Below are 15,966 nucleotides of genomic sequence, written 5' to 3' on the forward strand. Positions count from 1 at the left end.
CTAGGCTGTCCATCCTGCCTTTCCGCAAGAAAGGTATTCACAGCCTAGTTTTTTTATATTTACTGCGGCAGGTCTGACTAAATTATAATAATTAACATTTTGAAAATTAATACAACGTTTTTGAGAAAACTTATTAATTATAATTGACATATTTACGCCAATGGCATATAATAAGATATGAGAATTATAGAAACGCCTGTTTTCACAAAACAAATAAATAGGCTACTGGACGAAGATACATATAAACAATTTAAAGAATATCTAGTATGTAATCCATTGAAAGGTAAATTGATTAAGGGTGGCGGCGGAATACGAAAAATAAGATGGAGCAAAAAGAATACTGGAAAAAGCGGCGGTATTAGGATTATTTATTTTATAAAAACTGAAACAAAGATATATTTGTTGTTTGCTTATTCAAAAAGTGATGCAGAGAGCATTACAAAAAAACAAATAAATATGTTGGCAAGTTTTATTAAAGGTTTATAAGGAGTTTTTATGTTTAAAAGGAAAAAAATGAGTGATGAGATGTTTGCCGAATTACTCCAAAGCGTAAAGGAAGCTGTTTTAATTGAAAAAGGAGAAATTCCCCCCTCCAGAGTTTTTGAAATAGAGCCTTTGGATATTGCCAAAATACGCAGTAAGACAAATAAAACACAAGAAGAATTTGCATCTATGCTTAATATCAGTATCGGCACCTTGCGAAACTGGGAGCAAGGCAGGCGTAAACCTGACGGGGCAGCCTTGTCTCTACTTAAAATTGTTTCGGCTAATCCTCAATATGTGGAAAGTGTGCTGCAGGGATAAAGGCTTATTCCGGTAAGTCCAAACAATTTTTTTAGGTTAGATTTAACGTGAGGCAATACGGCCCCCTTGCATTTTGTAGAACAATGTTCTATAATGTCTATAGAATATTATTCTATAAAAGAAGGAAGTGCCTATGCCTGAAAAAAACGAAAACAGAGAAAGTCGGCAAGAAGACAGAGAAAGCCGGCAAAATCAATTGATCGATGCGGCGACAACGCTGTTTTTTTCAAAAGGCTATACGAATACGTCTGTTCGGGATATTTTGGATGAGGCAAACGATAAGACGTCTTCACCGAGCGTTTTTTATTATTATTTTGAATCGAAGGAAGCAATTTACCGCGCCGTTTTGCGCCGGTACTCCGAACGCTATGTAAAATCCGTACAGGATGCAATCGACACTCACAAAGACGACGCGCAATCGCTTATGGCTCAAGTAACAAGCCTGTTTTTAAAAACGGTACAAGACGACGCGCACGGAAAAGAAGCGGCCGCTTCGCCTGATAATCTTTTGTACTCATTAAAACTCAAAGAAGAGCTGACGCAAAAATTTGTTGAAGTTTGGGAACTGTTTATCCGCTCACTGGATTGGTACAAAGCGGACGCTGAAACGGTTCATAAAACGGCCGTTTTTATCGCCGGCGGCATCGGAGAAATGATGTACGATTTCGGCTATGTTCACGAAAAAAAAGAAGGCAGCGCCCGACGATTGATGGACTGCATGATTGACTTTTGTGCCGGCGTTTTGAACGCTCCGGCTGCACAAAAAGAAAAATACAGGAGGATTGTGTATGATAACCTTGCATGAACAGGTTGACATTAGCGCACCGTTCGAAAAACTGTGCGCATGGGCAGACAATTTCGAAGAGGAATTCGTCAAGTGGAGCCCGTATCATTTGGAATGCGAACTGTACGACGGAAACGTAAATACGGGCAGCAAAGTCCGCTTTTACGAAATCGTTATGGGGCTCGACTACGACGTAACCGGCACCATAGTAACGAGCGAACGCGACAACGATCATTTTCGGTTCGTATTTAAAAGCGACAAGGGAACCGCTTTTATCACATTTGAAGGAACGCGGACAAAAGACGGCTGCCGTTTTTCACACACGGAATCGTTCGGTATAACTACGCCCGTCATCGGGCCGATTATGAACTTTTTGCTGTTCAAAATCATCTTCCGTAAAAAATGCAACTGGCAACTCATTCGCGACGATATGATTTTGGACAATAAATACCTGACCGAAATCCTTACCGAAGGCAAGTATCCGGAACGCATTCCCGTTGAACGTTTAAAAGCCGGAATTAAATAAAGCGAATTGCCTTGCCGATAAAACATTGCAGTTTTTTCTCCTTTCGGCCATACTTTTTATATCGGAGGATATATGCAAGTATTGGTTATAGGCAGTAACGGCGCTTATTCTAAAAATTTCCCTCTAATGCGGAAATTTTACTTTAAAAGAAGCCAATACCTTCTCCGATGCCGGGCGGGCATCTATATCTACGATTAAATTCTTTTTAGTATAATAATCGATTAAAGGAGCGGTTTGACTTCTGTAAGTTTCAAGGCGTTTTTGGATTGCTTCAATTTTATCATCCGGACGGATCATCAGATCTCCCGAACATGAATCGCAAACGCCTTCTTTTTTAGGTTTTACGAATTCGATATGAAAACTTTGACCGCATGAGGAACAAACCCTTCTTCCGGAAAGACGTTTGATAACCTCATCATCGCTTATATCGAAGTTGATAACGGAATCTATTTTTACGATGTTCTCTAAGGCGTCGGCCTGAGCGATTGTGCGCGGAAAACCGTCGAGGATAAAACCTTCTTTGGTGTCATCCTTTTCCAACCTTTCCTTTACAAGGGCGATTGTAAGGTCATCGCTTACCAATGCCCCGGAATCAATGACAGCCTTAACCTTTTTTCCCAATTCCGTTTGATTCTTGATTGCAGCTCTAAAAAGATCTCCGGTCGAAATATGCGGGATCTTATACGATTTTGAAACCTCAAAAGCGAGGGTTCCCTTTCCTGCGCCCGGCGGGCCCAAAAAAATACAGTTCATTTTTCTCTTCCTTTTTTAACAATATTCAATCAAAGTTCTTACATAAAGAAAAGCTCTTATATAAAGAACCTTAAAGTGCGTGTATTAGTCATCTTAGACAAATGGCCGATTATATATGTTCCCACCATGGCGGTTAAGGCATCAATGGCGGCAGCTACCGAACCTATAAAAAAGGCCGCAGGCCGCAAAATTAAAAAGCCCGATTCAAAGCCCCGTCCGTATATCGCACAAACGGCAACAAGGGAAACATAGGTTCCTGTTATGGGGAAACGGCCTAAAAAAAACGAAAAAAGGGTAGAAATACCGACAAGCCAAAATCTATCCTCAAAGCTTATACCCAGACTGGAATAAGAGTTTAAAATTACGATAAAACTTATAGTAACAACCATCGCACTCCCTGCCCTGCCGAAAACCGAAAAAACAGGCAAGGAAACCGAAGAAATTCTCCTTCTGACGCCCAAGCTCTCGTTTGAATGGCGCAATAAGACAGGTAAGGTTAAATTGGTATCGCCCGAAAAAAAGGCTGCACAAACAGGAGAGATTGAAGCATAGAGCACCTTGTAAGGATTTATATCCCTGCATAGTATTTTTAAGATTATAGGGTATATGATTAAGGCTATTATAAAAAAATCTACCAATAAAAGCACAACCAAGCCGGTAAAAAATTTGGTAGAAAGCATAGCTTGAAACTTGATACACCAGTTCACGGATACTGCGATAAGCCCTATTGAAAACATGTCTACAAAAAAGGCCATAATAGCATAAGAAATTCGCGAAAGCGAATCAAAGAGGGTTAAAGCAGGCTTCGAAATATTTTTATCGACAGCACAGGCGGCTCCTGCAAAGCCGGCAAAGATACAAAGCGGAAGAATATAAAGGCCATCCATAAAGGCTTCAAATGCACTTGAAGGTAAGAGCCGTAAAAAAGACTCCATAACGCCCAAATTTTCGACAGCACTTGTCTCTTCAACGAAGATAGGAATTCTCGGCGGAGAGCTGATAGAGATAGAAATCAAACCTAAAAGGGCTGCCAGAAGGGATGAAAGAATAATAAAAACGGCAATATATATCGAAAGTTTTAGTAAGGAACGGCTTTCACGTAATTTAGATATACTTACAGTAAAACCGAAAAATAAAACGGGATATAAGGAATAACGGCCGAATTGAATAGCAATATTAGCGGCAAAATCAACAGCTGCATTAAAAAATGCACTATCGAAAGAAGAAAGAGCTGCAATTATAATACCTAGAACAGAACCTATAAGATATTTTATCCAAATTTTCATGATTCATTTTACAAAAAGAAAAAGATTCAGTCAATAGACTAAAAAGCTTCTCCCGTTTTTTGAACAAGGGAGTCGATTATACTACCCATATCTTCAAGACCGTAAAGGGTAAAATAAACTTTCCAGAATTTAAAGGAGGAAGAATTAAGCATTTCTTCAGTAGGCTCAAAATTATGGTCAAAGTATTTATATGACTTGTATATTAGATCGGGATTTTTTTCGGCATAAACTACAAGGGTTTTAAAATTATATCCGTCACCTGCGATTAAAGAATCAAAGAGCTGTTTCATTGACTCTTCATCAATCTTATTTTCAAAACAAAAAAGAGTTTTTAACTTAGGATTTGAACCTACGATAAGATTTTCTATTTTGTTGCGGTAGCAATAAAGCTCTTCAAGTTCCTTTAATGAAGAAAAATCCAAATCATTTATTTCATTGGAATCACAATAAAGTTTTTGAAGTTTTATGTTAAGAGCTATTAAAAGTTTATCAAGCTCATTTTTGCCGCAATCCAAAAAATTGAGCTCCTTGTTTTGAAAAAGCGCCAAGTCGGTAAGCTTGTTAGCCCTGCAATTAAGATGAGTTAATTTTATATTTTTAGTTAAATCAAGATTACTTAAACCGGCATTTTCGCAATAAAGCTCTTTAAGCTCAATGTTTTTTGTAAGGTCAAGAGCTTTTAGGCTTACCGAACTTATATCAAGACATTCAAGATGACGAAAAACAGAAAAATCCATCTCTTGAATTGTTGTTTTGGCCAAGTTAAGTTTTTTTAAGCCTTTTAATGAAGAAAAGTCAGGCTTATTCATTTTCTTATTCCCTTCAAGAATCAGAGTTTCAAGAGCAGGACAATCTAAAAATTCGATATTCTTTAAGCCCGAAAAAGAAATATCCAAGGACCGCAAAACGGGAACTTTGATTATTTTAACACCGTTTAAAATTTCGGCATTATGAATTGTAAGTTCTTTTACATCTCCCAAAAGGGCAAGAGAATTTTTTGCTATAAATATTTCGTTTATGGAACCGTCGGCAGGAATTTCCGAAGGAACGGCTCCTTCAATTTTGATATTTTCATCGGCTTTAAGGCTTAAATTGATTTTTTTATTTACAGCATCAAATTCAAAAATAATGGAAGCCTCATTTAAGGCTTTTTGATATTGGGCATCAGCCGTTTTTTCCTTAACCTGCTCCGCTTGAAGCCCCTTATCTTTTTTTTCGGAATTAAGTCCGGCCTGAGAGCCGACCTCAGATTGTTCTTCCTTATTTTCAGCCCCTATTTTTTCTTCCTTTGCGGAACACGAAAAAACAAAAAAACTAAAAATAACCAAAGCAGCAAATTTACAAAAGGTCTTTAACATAGCCGGACTCTTTTCAATAATGTTTACTTCATTATGTAGGTTTTAATCGGCGGGAAGCCGTTAAATTCTACAGAAGCATAACTGGATGTATAGGCACCGGTTGTAAGGAAATATACCCTGTCTCCGGGCTTAAGGTTGGTAGGAAGACTGTATTTATAATCTTCATACATAATATCCATACTGTCGCATGTAGGACCGGCCAAAACGACTTCACCCCATTTTTTGCAGCCTTCATCCTTATCGGTAATGATCGGGTATTTTAAGGATTCGTTTAGAGTTTCGATAAGACCGTTAAAAAGCCCCGTATCAAGATATACCCATCTAAAAAGGGCCGTGTTGTTTTTGCGCGAAATCATAACAACCTCGGTTACCAAGATACCGCTGTCGCCTACAAGGGAGCGGCCCGGCTCCAAAATAATGCGCGGACGCTCTTCACCGAAATCATCTTCCAAGTAGCGGCTAATTTCGGAGGCATACTCGCTTAGATCGTTTGCAGGTGTAACATAAGAAGCAGGGAAACCTCCGCCCATGTTGACCATTTCAAGCTTAATTTCTTCTTCTTCTTCCAAAGAGTCCATCAGGTATTTTGTCTTTGCAATGGCATCGTTCCACTGACCGATATCCCGCTGCTGGCTTCCTACGTGGAAAGAAATACCGTAAGGAATTAGGCCCGAATCTCTGGCTTGGATACAAAGGTCATAAGCCATATCGGGATGGCAGCCGAATTTTCTTGACAAAGGCCAGTCGGCGCTGGTTGTGTTTTCAACAAGGATTCTCACATAAACTCTCGAACCGGGAGCAAATTGAGCTATATTTTTAAGGTCGTCCTTACTGTCTGTGGCAAACATTCTAACACCCTTTTCATAAAAATAAGCAATGTCCTTTGCTTTTTTTATGGTGTTTCCGTAGCTGAGTCTTTCAGGGCTTACGCCTAATTTTAGAACCTTGTCAAGTTCATAACGTGAAGCTATGTCGAAACATGAGCCCATCTCGTTTAACATTGAAATAATTTCTTCATGCGGGTTAGCCTTAATCGCATAAAAAATATCCGCATAGGGAAAATTTTCTCTTAACTTTTGATAATTTTTTTTGATTGTTTTTAGGTTGACAACAACACAGGGCGTTTCCAGATTTTCTGAAAAACTCATAAAGTGCTTCCACTCAGAATCGCTAATGTAATCTTTTCTATCCATTAGGCCGACCTCCCAAAAATAATAATAGTAGATTACCTTATAAAGCTATTTTGCATAACTGTCAATAGTATTAAGGCATAAAAAGGGCTTTTTTTTCAATATTTTCAATCCAAAAACAAAAAACTTAATATTTTTCTATATGTATGTATTGAATATATTTCAATTTTATGGTACTATAACCGCTAGAACATATATTATCCTTGCGTATTCGGAGTCGTTCAAACGGCTCCTTTTTTGTATGCAAAAGGTATCTTGAGAGGAGGCTGAAGTGGAATTTATTCAAAAAAAAGATATTCCGTACTTTACCGAATGTGAACCTCTTGTCGAAGGACTAGGCTTTAAACTGGTTGACCTTAATGTCCTTCACAAAAAAGATGTTTGGCAGGTTAAGGCGGTAATAAAATCGGAAAAAGGGGTCGGTATCAAAGACTGTACCTCCGTACATAGGACTCTTCAGCCCCGTATTGAAGCCCTCATAGGCTCGCAAGATGTAACTATGGAAGTAAGCTCTCCGGGAATAAACCGGCTTGTAAAGCGGGCGGTTGAGTTTTATGCCTTTGTAGGAGAAGAAGCCCAAATTTGGGATAACAGCATTACTGATTGGCGGCACGGAATTATAAAGGAAGTAAATTCCGAAGGCCTTGTTTTAAATTCTGATAATCAAGACATTCAAATTCCGTATCAGGATATAAAAAAAGCCAGATGTAATCTTTAAGAATAATTTTAGCTTTGTTAAGGAGATTTAATGAAATGTCTGAAGGAATAATTGAGGCAATTCGGGAATTTGCACAGGAAAAAGGAATTGATGACGATTTTGTTTTACACATTGTAGAGCAGGCTTTAAAAGCCTCTTATAAAAAACAATTCGGAACGGATGCAAATGCCGTATTCAATGAAGAAACAGGAAAAATATACTCAAAGAAAATAATAACGGAAAATGCAAAAAATCCGGTTTTTGATATAAGTTTAGAAGAAGCAAAAAAATTGGCCCCCTCTTGCGAGGCAGGTGATGAACTTCTAGTTGAAGTCGATCCGAAAAGCTTAGGCATTAATTCTGTCAAGGTCGGAATGCAAAGAGCAATCCAATGTATCAGAGAAATGCAAAAAGATACTCTTTATGCGGAATACAGTACAAAGGTAGGAGAAATTATAATCGGTTACTACCATCGGGAACGCAACGGAAACATCTATGTCGACTTAGGAAAAGTCGAAGGCTTATTACCTAAAAAATATCAGTGTCCGGGAGATCACTTTGGAAGAAATGCAGCAGCCGGAGAAGAATCAAGAATAAAGGCCCTTGTACGGGAAGTAAAAAAACACCGCCAATCAAACGTAGTACAGCTAATCCTTTCAAGAACCGATGCGGAATTTGTAAAACAAATACTGGAAGTGGAAGTGCCGGAAATTGAAAGCGGAATAGTAAAGATTCATAATATTGTACGTGAACCCGGTTATAGAACAAAGATAGCGGTTTCAACGGACAGAGATGACATAGATCCTGTAGGAGCCTGTGTCGGAGCAAAGGGAGCAAGAATCCAAGCAGTTATCGCAGAATTGGATGATGAAAAGATAGATATTCTACCCTACTCCGACGATCCTAAGGCCTATATAAAAAGCGCCCTTTCACCTGCAGAAGTTATGGATGTTATGATATTGGATGCGGAAAAAAGAAAGGCCCTTGCAATCGTTTCCGACTCCCAATTATCGTTGGCTATAGGAAAACACGGTTTAAACGTACGCCTTGCAAACCGCCTTGTAGACTGGAACATAGATGTAAAAACCGAAGAGCAGTTTAAACAAATGGATATTTACACAGATGCCAGAAAGGCTGTCGAAAACTTATTCACTGATGAAACAAGTGATGAAGATGAAGAATATGAGGAAATTTCCAATGTTTCCGAACTTCCGGGAATTACCGAAGACATTCTTACAGTATTACGTAATAACGAAATTGAAGATATACAAGACTTGATTAATATGGAAGATGATGAAATCAAGGCCTTGGAAGGTCTTACTACAGAGATGGCTGATACTCTTCTTGACATTATAGCTAATGCCGTTGAAGTTGTAGAAGATGATGAAGATGAAAGCAATGAAGAAAGCGAGCCTGTTTCAAATGCTGAGGGTGAAGTTGAAGAATTTGAGTGCCCTGAATGCGGTCATAAAATAACAATAGATATGACAAAATGCCCCAATTGCGGAGTAGATCTTGCTTTTGAATATGAGGACGAAGAGTAGGAGTAATATGGATATAGAAAACACAAATAAGCCGGATGTAATTCTCAACAAAAAAAGCAGTAAAGCTGCAGATTCTAAGTCTGAATCCGGCAAAACTGACTCTAAAAGGAAAGTCGTTGTAAAGGTTTCAAAAGCTTCGGCAGGAAAATCCAAGAAGCCTGAATCATCTTCGGAAGAAACTTCCGGCGGAAAAACATCCGGAAAACAGGTTATTTCCGTTAAAAAAGCTTCGTCCCAAAGCTCAAAACCTGCAGAAGCCTCTGTAAAAGAAAAAAATTCGAATGAAAGGCTTGAAGAAACAAAGAAGACCGCACCTCGCGTTGCAGATAAAAAGGGCGATGCTCTTTCCGCGCAAAATGAAAAGCGGGGCTTCGATTCTGCAAAAAAAGAAGAAAAACAGCCTGAAAGAAAAAAAACAGAGCCTTATTCTATGGCTTCAATAGATTTTGCAAGTAAGCGGCCCAATGTCAAGGCCGGTAACTTAGCGGACTCAGGCCGAAGAAATAACCGCGGACAAGGCAACCGCCCGCAAAGATCGGGAGGTCAGGGACAAGGCCAAACCGGACAAGGAAGACGGCGAGAAAGCAATTTTTCGGGAGCCCAAGCACGAGCCTATTCCGATGGAAAAAAACAGGGCTTTAGAACAGGACAAGGCGGACAGCAGGGACGAAACGGCGACAGACCTCAAAACAAAACAGGCTTCGGCGGTCCAAGACCGGGAGCAGCTCCGGCACCGATTCCTATCGAAAAAAACAAGGCCCAAACAAATAAAAAAGCTCACAAGGCCAAAAAAGAAATATACAACAAGAAAAACAAGGAAGACGAATTTTTTGAAGAACGCCTCTTAAATCAAAAGAAAAAGCAAAAAGAAAAAATTCACAATATTCCCAAACAAATCGAGATAATGGAATCAATTTCGGTTTCCGAATTGGCCAAGAAGATGAACTTAAAAGCCTCGGAGCTCATCGGAAAACTTATGGGCATGGGAATGATGGTTACGATGAACCAGTCCATCGATGCCGATACGGCAACGATTCTTGCATCCGAATATGAATGCGATGTCAAAATTGTAAGCCTCTACGATGAAACGGTTATCGAAAGCAAGGAAGACGATTTATCCGAATTGCAGCCGAGACCTCCCGTTGTAACCATAATGGGACACGTTGACCACGGTAAAACCAAGACCCTTGATGCAATTAGAAGCTCTAATGTTATAGCAGGAGAATTCGGAGGAATTACTCAGCACATAGGTGCTTATACGGTAAACACCCACGGAGGCAAGATCACCTTCCTCGATACTCCCGGACACGAAGCCTTTACCATGATGCGTGCACGAGGAGCCGAAATTACGGACATCGTTGTTTTGGTAGTCGCAGCCGATGACGGCGTTATGCCTCAAACCATTGAAGCTATCAACCATGCACGGGATGCCAAGGTTCCCATAATAGTTGCAGTAAACAAGGTCGATAAGCCCGAAGCAAATGTAGACAAGGTAAAGACACGCCTTTCGGAATTAGGCCTCATGCCTGAAGAATGGGGCGGAGACACCATGTTTGTCGAAATCTCGGCTCTAAAAAAATTAGGTCTGGACAACCTCTTGGATACAATTCTTCTTCAAGCCGAAGTACTTGAGCTAAAGGCCAATTATATATGCAATGCGGAAGGAAAGGTTATAGAATCCCGTATTGACCACGGAAGAGGTGTTGTTGCAACCATTATCGTTCAGCGCGGAACATTGAGAACCGGAGACCCTTATGTTGCAGGTATTTATTCCGGCCGCGTAAGAGCCATCTTCAATGACAGGGGCGAAAAAATCGATGAAGCTACTCCGAGTATGCCCGTCGAAATCCTAGGTCTTGAAGGTATGCCGAATGCAGGCGACCCCTTCCAAGTTACCGATTCGGAACGTATAGCCCGCCAGATTTCGGACAAAAGACAGGAACTCAAACGATTTGAAGATTCAAGGAATGTTAAGAAGGTTACCCTCGATAACCTCTATGAAACCATCCATGACGGAGAAATATTGGAGCTTAAAGTTATCATAAAGGGAGACGTTCAAGGTTCCGTAGAAGCCTTAAAGCAGTCACTGGAAAAACTTTCCACGCCCGAAATAAGGCTTAACGTAATACATGCTTCGGCAGGAGCCATCAATGATTCCGATGTTATGCTTGCAGCCGCAGACTCAAATGCCTTAATCATAGGCTTTAACGTACGCCCCACTCCTCAAGCCAAACTTTTGGCCGATCAGGAAAAGGTCGATATACGAAAATACACGGTTATCTACAAGGCTGTTGAAGAAATTCAGCTCGCCATGGAAGGAATGCTTTCCCCCGATATTAAGGAACAGGTTATCGGTATGGTCGAAGTCAGAAATACCTTTAAGGTTCCCAAAATCGGAAAAATTGCCGGTTGTTATGTTCTTGAAGGCGTCGTAAAGAGAAACTGTGCAGTACACGTTATCCGTGAAGGCATAGTCGTTCACTCCGGTAAACTTTCCTCGTTAAAGAGATTCAAAGACGATGCAAAAGAAGTTGCAGCAGGTTTTGAATGCGGTATCGGTATAGAAGACTTTAACGATATACAGGTTGATGACCAGTTAGAAATTATCGAGATGATTCAGGTTGCCCGAAAACTAAGCGACAGCGAAAAATACAAAGCTCCCGAGATCAAAGAAGAAGGAACCGAAGCCAATGAGTGAGTTTAGGCTTGCAAGATTGGGCGAGCAGATAAGGGAAGAAATTTCGGCCCTTATTTGCTCGGGCAAAATAAAGGATCCGAGAGTTTCTTCTCTTCTTTCAATAAACCGAGTAATCGTTTCAGGAGACCTTGCCTATGCTAAGGTTTATGTTTCAAGCTTTTTAGATGAGCATAAGACAAAGCAGGGAGTAAGAGGCTTGGAAAATGCTTCAGGCTTTATAAGAACAAGCCTTGCAAAAAAGCTTCATATAAGGCAGTGTCCTGAGCTCACCTTTATATTCGATAAGAGTATAAAGGAAGGAATAGACATGGTAAATAAACTTGAAAGCCTTGAGTATTTTACCGAACCCGATGAAGATGAAAAAAGCGCCGGTAATTCGGAAGCCGATTAAGCCCTGTCTTAAAAATGGAATTAAATAACAACCTTATCGTCCCGTTTGCAAAACAGGCGGGACTTACCAGCTTTGCTTCAATGTCGGCGGTAAAAAAAGCTCTTCCGACAAAAAAGGTAGGCCACACAGGAACCTTAGATCTTTTTGCCGACGGCCTTTTGGTTCTTCTTACAGGACAATTAACCCGCCTCGCCGATATAATTTCAGCCGAAAAAAAGACCTATGAAGCTTGGGTAGAGTTCGGAACGGAAACGGATACCCTCGACCCCGAAGGCGAGCCTGTTTTGATAGCCCCCCTCCCCTCGTATAAAAATTTAACGGAATCTATTCCCTCTTTTTTAGGGAAAATACTCCAAAGACCGCCCGAATTTTCTGCAATAAAAATAAACGGAAAGCGGGCCTCAGACAGAATACGTCGCGGTGAAAAGATAGAAATTGCAGAGAGGGAAATAGAAATTTTTAAAATAGACCTTAAAAAGATAATTACAGATGGCGGTTTGGAATTTACCAAAAAGGATTTTTTAAATACAAACACTGAGCTAAAAATCAAGTATGCCCATATCAGAGTGGAATGTTCAAAGGGAACCTACATCCGCTCCCTTGTAAGAGACCTTGCAAGGAAGGCCTCTTCTTGTGCCTATGTTAGGGCTTTAAGAAGGACGGCAGTTGGAAACTTTAAACTTGAAGATGCGGCAGGTTTTTCTCTTTTAAATGATTTTTCTGCAGCACCGGAAAATTTATTCCTAAAAGAAACAAAAACTTTAGATGCGGCGGCCGGCAAAAAATTCTATGAACAAAAAGAAATTGCGCCTTTGGAAATAAGGGCAAAGGCATTTTCTTTTTCTCCTAAGGCGGCAGAAAACTTAAAATTACCTTACCTCTTTTTAGATGGAAAATATCTAAACGATTTTTATAATGGAAAAAAAATTAAATTTAGTTGGTTTTTAAATGCCGACGAAGTCTTAGAAAATATCACAGCTTCCAACTTGGAAAATAAAAAAATATGCGTCTTTTGCGATAACTTGTGGATAGGTATTATAGGACTAAACAAAAACTGTCTGAAATATAAAACGGTGATAAAAAATTAAAGGTTTAAGTTAAAATGAGCGGCGATATTTTAGACGCCCATTTTAACTTGAGTTTTGCTATTGGTACTTCAACTTACTGTATTGCATGTCTTCCTGAAGGAGAAGCCGAACAACGTATACCGTAGCTGGTTACAACCCTGTCTCCCAAAATCTTTGTCTCACGGCCGCAATGAATACAATGCGAACCATCGGGTATAATAGCATGTTTTTTTGATACGCTTGCAGGACAATTATATCCGTTATCGTCACTTTCCAAGTTAGGGCCTACAGGCCTGACATCTTTTCCGCAATATTTACATTTCATAAAAATAACTCCTGAATTTGTTGTATTTATCTTATTTTCGGCATTATAACAGCCTTACATTAAAAATATATTATGGTATTTAGGTACATCTACAAGGTTTCTACTTTATACCAGGAAGAATTTAGCTAATTTTAAAAACATAGTCAATAGCATATAAATACCGGCTTAAAAATTTATAAATTTAAAATATATTTAATCAACATACTCCGACGCCGAGCATCGGGGTATTAAAACCCACGTACGAATAACAAAATAATTTTTATACTTGCGTTATTAAATAAAATGGATATAATATTATATATAGGTAAAATTAATATTGTTTTAGGTCTAAAAGGAGGCTTAGTAAATGAAAAAAAGTGAAATTGCACAATCCGCAATGAAGGATTCTACAGACAACCAAACAGGTAAAATCTTCTCCATCCGCACAAAATTAACACTTGTTTTTGGTATGCTAATGATTGTTGTAGTAATAATCCAAGGAATAATTGCAGGAATTATTGCTCAAAAGGCCGTTATCGAAAAAGTAGAGACCCATATGCTTGATAAAGCAGCCGATGTTGCCGAAATTGTTGACGCGAAGGTAACCGCCTTTTTGGGATTTATTGAAGGAGTCTCCCGTTCATCCTTATTACGCGACCCTGATATATCTTATGCAGAAAAAATTGAAAGACTTAAAAAAGAAGCTAAATTTAATCCCCGTATAACGGAATTTAATATTACGGATATGGATGGTAACTGTTATGTTTTTGACGGCAGGGTTATTAAAGTTTCCGACCGTGAATGGTTTCTGACTGCAAAATCCGGAAAGCCATATGTTTCCGAGCCTTATGTTTCCCGTACCGATGGAACCCTTATAAATACACTTGCTGTTCCTATTTATGATGAGAACTATAAAGTAAAATGGGTTTTATCCGCCGATACATTGGGGACAAAACTATCTGAAGATATAGGCAGCATAAAAGTAGGAGAAACAGGTTTTCCTTTTATTTTAGGTTTAAACGGAACGACTATAGCCCATCAAAATGTTGAACTTGTTATAAATCAAGACAATTTTCAAGAAAATGCAAAAACGGATCCTTCTTTTAAATCTTTAGCAAACTATGCAAAAACCGTAGTAAATGAAGCAACATCTTCAGTAGGATATTATAATCTTAGAGGCCTTGATAATATTGCTTCTCATGCTACAATGAAAACTACAGGCTGGAAAGTAGTTGTAAGAGCTCCTTTAAAAGAATTTTTAGGTACGGTAGAAACCCTTGGAAATTTTATGATTGGCCTGGCAATTATCTTGTTACTGGTTGTTAGTGTTATAGTATATCTTATTGCAAGAAAAATGGTAAAACCGCTTGAAACTGTAGTAGATGCTCTAAAAGATATTTCCCATGGAGAAGGTGATTTAACCATAAAATTACCTATTAATAATAATGATGAACTTACATTATTGGCAAGGTACTTTAATCACACAATCGAAAAAATCGGAGATTCAATACGCTCTGTATGGAATAATGCTGTAATTATGCAAGATATAGGAAGCTCCCTTGCTTCCAATATGACTGAAACGGCTGCTTCCATTTATCAGATAGGTCAAAATGTAGAAAATGTAAAGGACAAAGCCATAACGCAGGCAGCAAGTGTAACCGAGACAGCCTCTACAATTAACGAAATTATCTCAACAATCAAAAAGCTCAACGGCAATATTGAATCACAGGCTAGCAGCGTTGCACAATCTTCTTCAGCAATTGAAGAAATGGTTGCAAATATAGGTTCCATCACTCAAACCCTCGAAAAAACAGATGATGTAATTAAAAATCTTGCTTCTGCAACTTCAGACGGTAAAGAAACACTTGTAAGCTCCAGCGGAATAACCCAAACAATTGCAGAAGAATCCGGCAGCCTTATGGAAGCCAGCAGTGTTATTCAACATATCGCAAGTCAAACAAACCTTCTTGCAATGAATGCGGCAATAGAAGCCGCCCATGCAGGAGAAGCCGGTAAAGGATTTGCCGTTGTTGCCGACGAGATAAGAAAATTAGCTGAAGAATCAAGTGCTCAAGGTAAAAGTATAACTGCTACACTTAAAAATTTAAGTATGGAAATCGAAACGCTTTCAACATCTGCTAAAACCGTTGAAGATAAGTTCAATATCATATTTAATCTTGCAGAACAAGTAAAAAATATGAGTAATAAACTAACAGAGGCAATGCGTGAACAGGAAAACGGAAGTCATGAAGTGCTTATGGCAATACGAGATATTAATAATATCACCGTTGAAGTAAATGAAGGAGCAGCTGAAATGCTAAGAGGAGGAGAAGAAGTTGCTCACGAAATGACAAAACTTGACGATCTTACAAGAATTATTACAGGTAATATGAATGAAATGGCTTCAGGTGCAGTACAAATAACCAATGCTGTTAAAGATGTAAATGAAATAACACAAAAAAATAAACAGAGCATAGAAGGACTTGCAGGGGAAGTGAAGAAATTTAAAGTATAAAAGGCATTATTGAATAATAGGCACATCGCTGTTATAATATAGATATAAT

At 39.0% G+C, this 15,966-nt stretch carries 16 protein-coding genes; 10 read left to right on the plus strand and 6 right to left on the minus strand.

The window, feature by feature from the left end:
- Entirely contained in the window at positions 1–150 is a 150-nt protein-coding gene (locus HO345_RS07625; protein WP_253682322.1) for a hypothetical protein, read from the minus strand.
- A gap of 27 nt (positions 151–177) precedes the next feature.
- Here HO345_RS07625 and HO345_RS07630 point away from each other — a divergent pair, with 27 nt between their 5' ends.
- The 4 genes from HO345_RS07630 to HO345_RS07645 all read left to right on the plus strand — a co-directional run bounded on the left by HO345_RS07630 (position 178) and on the right by HO345_RS07645 (position 2,114).
- A complete protein-coding gene (locus HO345_RS07630; protein ID WP_002677634.1) occupies positions 178–486 on the plus strand; it encodes a type II toxin-antitoxin system RelE/ParE family toxin in 309 nt (102 codons plus the stop codon).
- 9 nt (positions 487–495) lie between these two features.
- Positions 496–804 carry a NadS family protein gene (gene nadS, locus HO345_RS07635; RefSeq protein WP_253682324.1) on the plus strand — a complete coding sequence of 103 codons (309 nt, stop codon included), beginning with the start codon at positions 496–498 and terminating at the stop codon, positions 802–804.
- 133 nt (positions 805–937) lie between these two features.
- Positions 938–1,609 carry a TetR/AcrR family transcriptional regulator gene (locus tag HO345_RS07640; RefSeq protein WP_253682326.1) on the plus strand — a complete coding sequence of 224 codons (672 nt, stop codon included), beginning with the start codon at positions 938–940 and terminating at the stop codon, positions 1,607–1,609.
- A complete protein-coding gene (locus tag HO345_RS07645; RefSeq protein ID WP_010696715.1) occupies positions 1,593–2,114 on the plus strand; it encodes an SRPBCC family protein in 522 nt (173 codons plus the stop codon). The genes HO345_RS07640 and HO345_RS07645 overlap by 17 nt, the downstream gene beginning before the upstream one ends.
- Before the next feature lie 123 nt (positions 2,115–2,237).
- On the opposite strand, the gene HO345_RS07650 is transcribed toward HO345_RS07645, so the two are convergent.
- The 4 genes from HO345_RS07650 to HO345_RS07665 are packed head-to-tail and all read right to left on the minus strand — an operon-like array spanning position 2,238 to position 6,704.
- On the minus strand, positions 2,238–2,867 hold the full coding sequence (locus HO345_RS07650; RefSeq protein ID WP_253682328.1) for an adenylate kinase: 630 nt from the start codon (positions 2,865–2,867) through the stop codon (positions 2,238–2,240).
- Between the two features lie 56 nt (positions 2,868–2,923).
- Positions 2,924–4,153 (minus strand): dicarboxylate/amino acid:cation symporter, encoded by a 1,230-nt coding sequence (locus HO345_RS07655; protein ID WP_253682330.1) that lies wholly within the window; start codon positions 4,151–4,153, stop codon positions 2,924–2,926.
- Between the two features lie 38 nt (positions 4,154–4,191).
- Complete coding sequence (locus HO345_RS07660; RefSeq protein ID WP_253682332.1) at positions 4,192–5,511, minus strand: leucine-rich repeat domain-containing protein; 1,320 nt, start codon at positions 5,509–5,511, stop codon at positions 4,192–4,194.
- A 23-nt stretch (positions 5,512–5,534) separates the two neighbouring features.
- The gene (locus HO345_RS07665; protein WP_253682334.1) at positions 5,535–6,704 is read right to left on the minus strand and encodes a type III PLP-dependent enzyme; all 1,170 of its coding nucleotides are present in this window, start codon (positions 6,702–6,704) and stop codon (positions 5,535–5,537) included.
- A gap of 268 nt (positions 6,705–6,972) precedes the next feature.
- On the opposite strand from HO345_RS07665, the gene rimP reads away from it, so the two are divergent.
- From rimP to truB, 5 genes are read left to right on the plus strand one after another with little or no spacing between them, the layout of a single operon-like run.
- Positions 6,973–7,419 carry a ribosome maturation factor RimP gene (gene rimP, locus HO345_RS07670; protein WP_002689590.1) on the plus strand — a complete coding sequence of 149 codons (447 nt, stop codon included), beginning with the start codon at positions 6,973–6,975 and terminating at the stop codon, positions 7,417–7,419.
- Positions 7,420–7,454: 35 nt separating this feature from the next.
- Positions 7,455–8,942 (plus strand): transcription termination factor NusA, encoded by a 1,488-nt coding sequence (nusA, locus tag HO345_RS07675; protein ID WP_253682335.1) that lies wholly within the window; start codon positions 7,455–7,457, stop codon positions 8,940–8,942.
- A gap of 7 nt (positions 8,943–8,949) precedes the next feature.
- Positions 8,950–11,640 carry a translation initiation factor IF-2 gene (gene infB, locus HO345_RS07680; RefSeq protein ID WP_253682337.1) on the plus strand — a complete coding sequence of 897 codons (2,691 nt, stop codon included), beginning with the start codon at positions 8,950–8,952 and terminating at the stop codon, positions 11,638–11,640.
- A complete protein-coding gene (gene rbfA, locus HO345_RS07685) occupies positions 11,633–12,031 on the plus strand; it encodes a 30S ribosome-binding factor RbfA (protein WP_002671750.1) in 399 nt (132 codons plus the stop codon). Before infB ends, rbfA begins: the two co-directional genes overlap by 8 nt.
- Before the next feature lie 14 nt (positions 12,032–12,045).
- Positions 12,046–13,119 (plus strand): tRNA pseudouridine(55) synthase TruB, encoded by a 1,074-nt coding sequence (truB, locus tag HO345_RS07690; RefSeq protein WP_253682339.1) that lies wholly within the window; start codon positions 12,046–12,048, stop codon positions 13,117–13,119.
- Positions 13,120–13,192: 73 nt separating this feature from the next.
- Here the strand turns inward: truB and HO345_RS07695 are convergent, their stop codons facing one another.
- Positions 13,193–13,423, minus strand: a complete 231-nt coding sequence (locus tag HO345_RS07695; protein ID WP_002670653.1) for a hypothetical protein — start codon at positions 13,421–13,423, stop codon at positions 13,193–13,195.
- A gap of 346 nt (positions 13,424–13,769) precedes the next feature.
- Here HO345_RS07695 and HO345_RS07700 point away from each other — a divergent pair, with 346 nt between their 5' ends.
- Positions 13,770–15,917 (plus strand): methyl-accepting chemotaxis protein, encoded by a 2,148-nt coding sequence (locus HO345_RS07700; RefSeq protein ID WP_253682341.1) that lies wholly within the window; start codon positions 13,770–13,772, stop codon positions 15,915–15,917.
- Positions 15,918–15,966 lie beyond the last annotated feature (49 nt).

It is taken from the genome of Treponema denticola (assembly GCF_024181645.1).
In the GTDB taxonomy this organism is placed as follows: Bacteria; Spirochaetota; Spirochaetia; order Treponematales; family Treponemataceae; genus Treponema_B; species Treponema_B denticola_A.

Coding starts and splice junctions, on each gene's coding strand:
- HO345_RS07625 (WP_253682322.1), bottom strand. CDS start 150: ATGTCAATTATAATTAATAAGTTTTCTCAAAAACGTTGTATTAATTTT.
- HO345_RS07630 (WP_002677634.1), top strand. CDS start 178: ATGAGAATTATAGAAACGCCTGTTTTCACAAAACAAATAAATAGGCTA.
- nadS (WP_253682324.1), top strand. CDS start 496: ATGTTTAAAAGGAAAAAAATGAGTGATGAGATGTTTGCCGAATTACTC.
- HO345_RS07640 (WP_253682326.1), top strand. CDS start 938: ATGCCTGAAAAAAACGAAAACAGAGAAAGTCGGCAAGAAGACAGAGAA.
- HO345_RS07645 (WP_010696715.1), top strand. CDS start 1,593: ATGATAACCTTGCATGAACAGGTTGACATTAGCGCACCGTTCGAAAAA.
- HO345_RS07650 (WP_253682328.1), bottom strand. CDS start 2,867: ATGAACTGTATTTTTTTGGGCCCGCCGGGCGCAGGAAAGGGAACCCTC.
- HO345_RS07655 (WP_253682330.1), bottom strand. CDS start 4,153: ATGAAAATTTGGATAAAATATCTTATAGGTTCTGTTCTAGGTATTATA.
- HO345_RS07660 (WP_253682332.1), bottom strand. CDS start 5,511: ATGTTAAAGACCTTTTGTAAATTTGCTGCTTTGGTTATTTTTAGTTTT.
- HO345_RS07665 (WP_253682334.1), bottom strand. CDS start 6,704: ATGGATAGAAAAGATTACATTAGCGATTCTGAGTGGAAGCACTTTATG.
- nusA (WP_253682335.1), top strand. CDS start 7,455: ATGTCTGAAGGAATAATTGAGGCAATTCGGGAATTTGCACAGGAAAAA.
- infB (WP_253682337.1), top strand. CDS start 8,950: ATGGATATAGAAAACACAAATAAGCCGGATGTAATTCTCAACAAAAAA.
- rbfA (WP_002671750.1), top strand. CDS start 11,633: ATGAGTGAGTTTAGGCTTGCAAGATTGGGCGAGCAGATAAGGGAAGAA.
- truB (WP_253682339.1), top strand. CDS start 12,046: ATGGAATTAAATAACAACCTTATCGTCCCGTTTGCAAAACAGGCGGGA.
- HO345_RS07695 (WP_002670653.1), bottom strand. CDS start 13,423: ATGAAATGTAAATATTGCGGAAAAGATGTCAGGCCTGTAGGCCCTAAC.
- HO345_RS07700 (WP_253682341.1), top strand. CDS start 13,770: ATGAAAAAAAGTGAAATTGCACAATCCGCAATGAAGGATTCTACAGAC.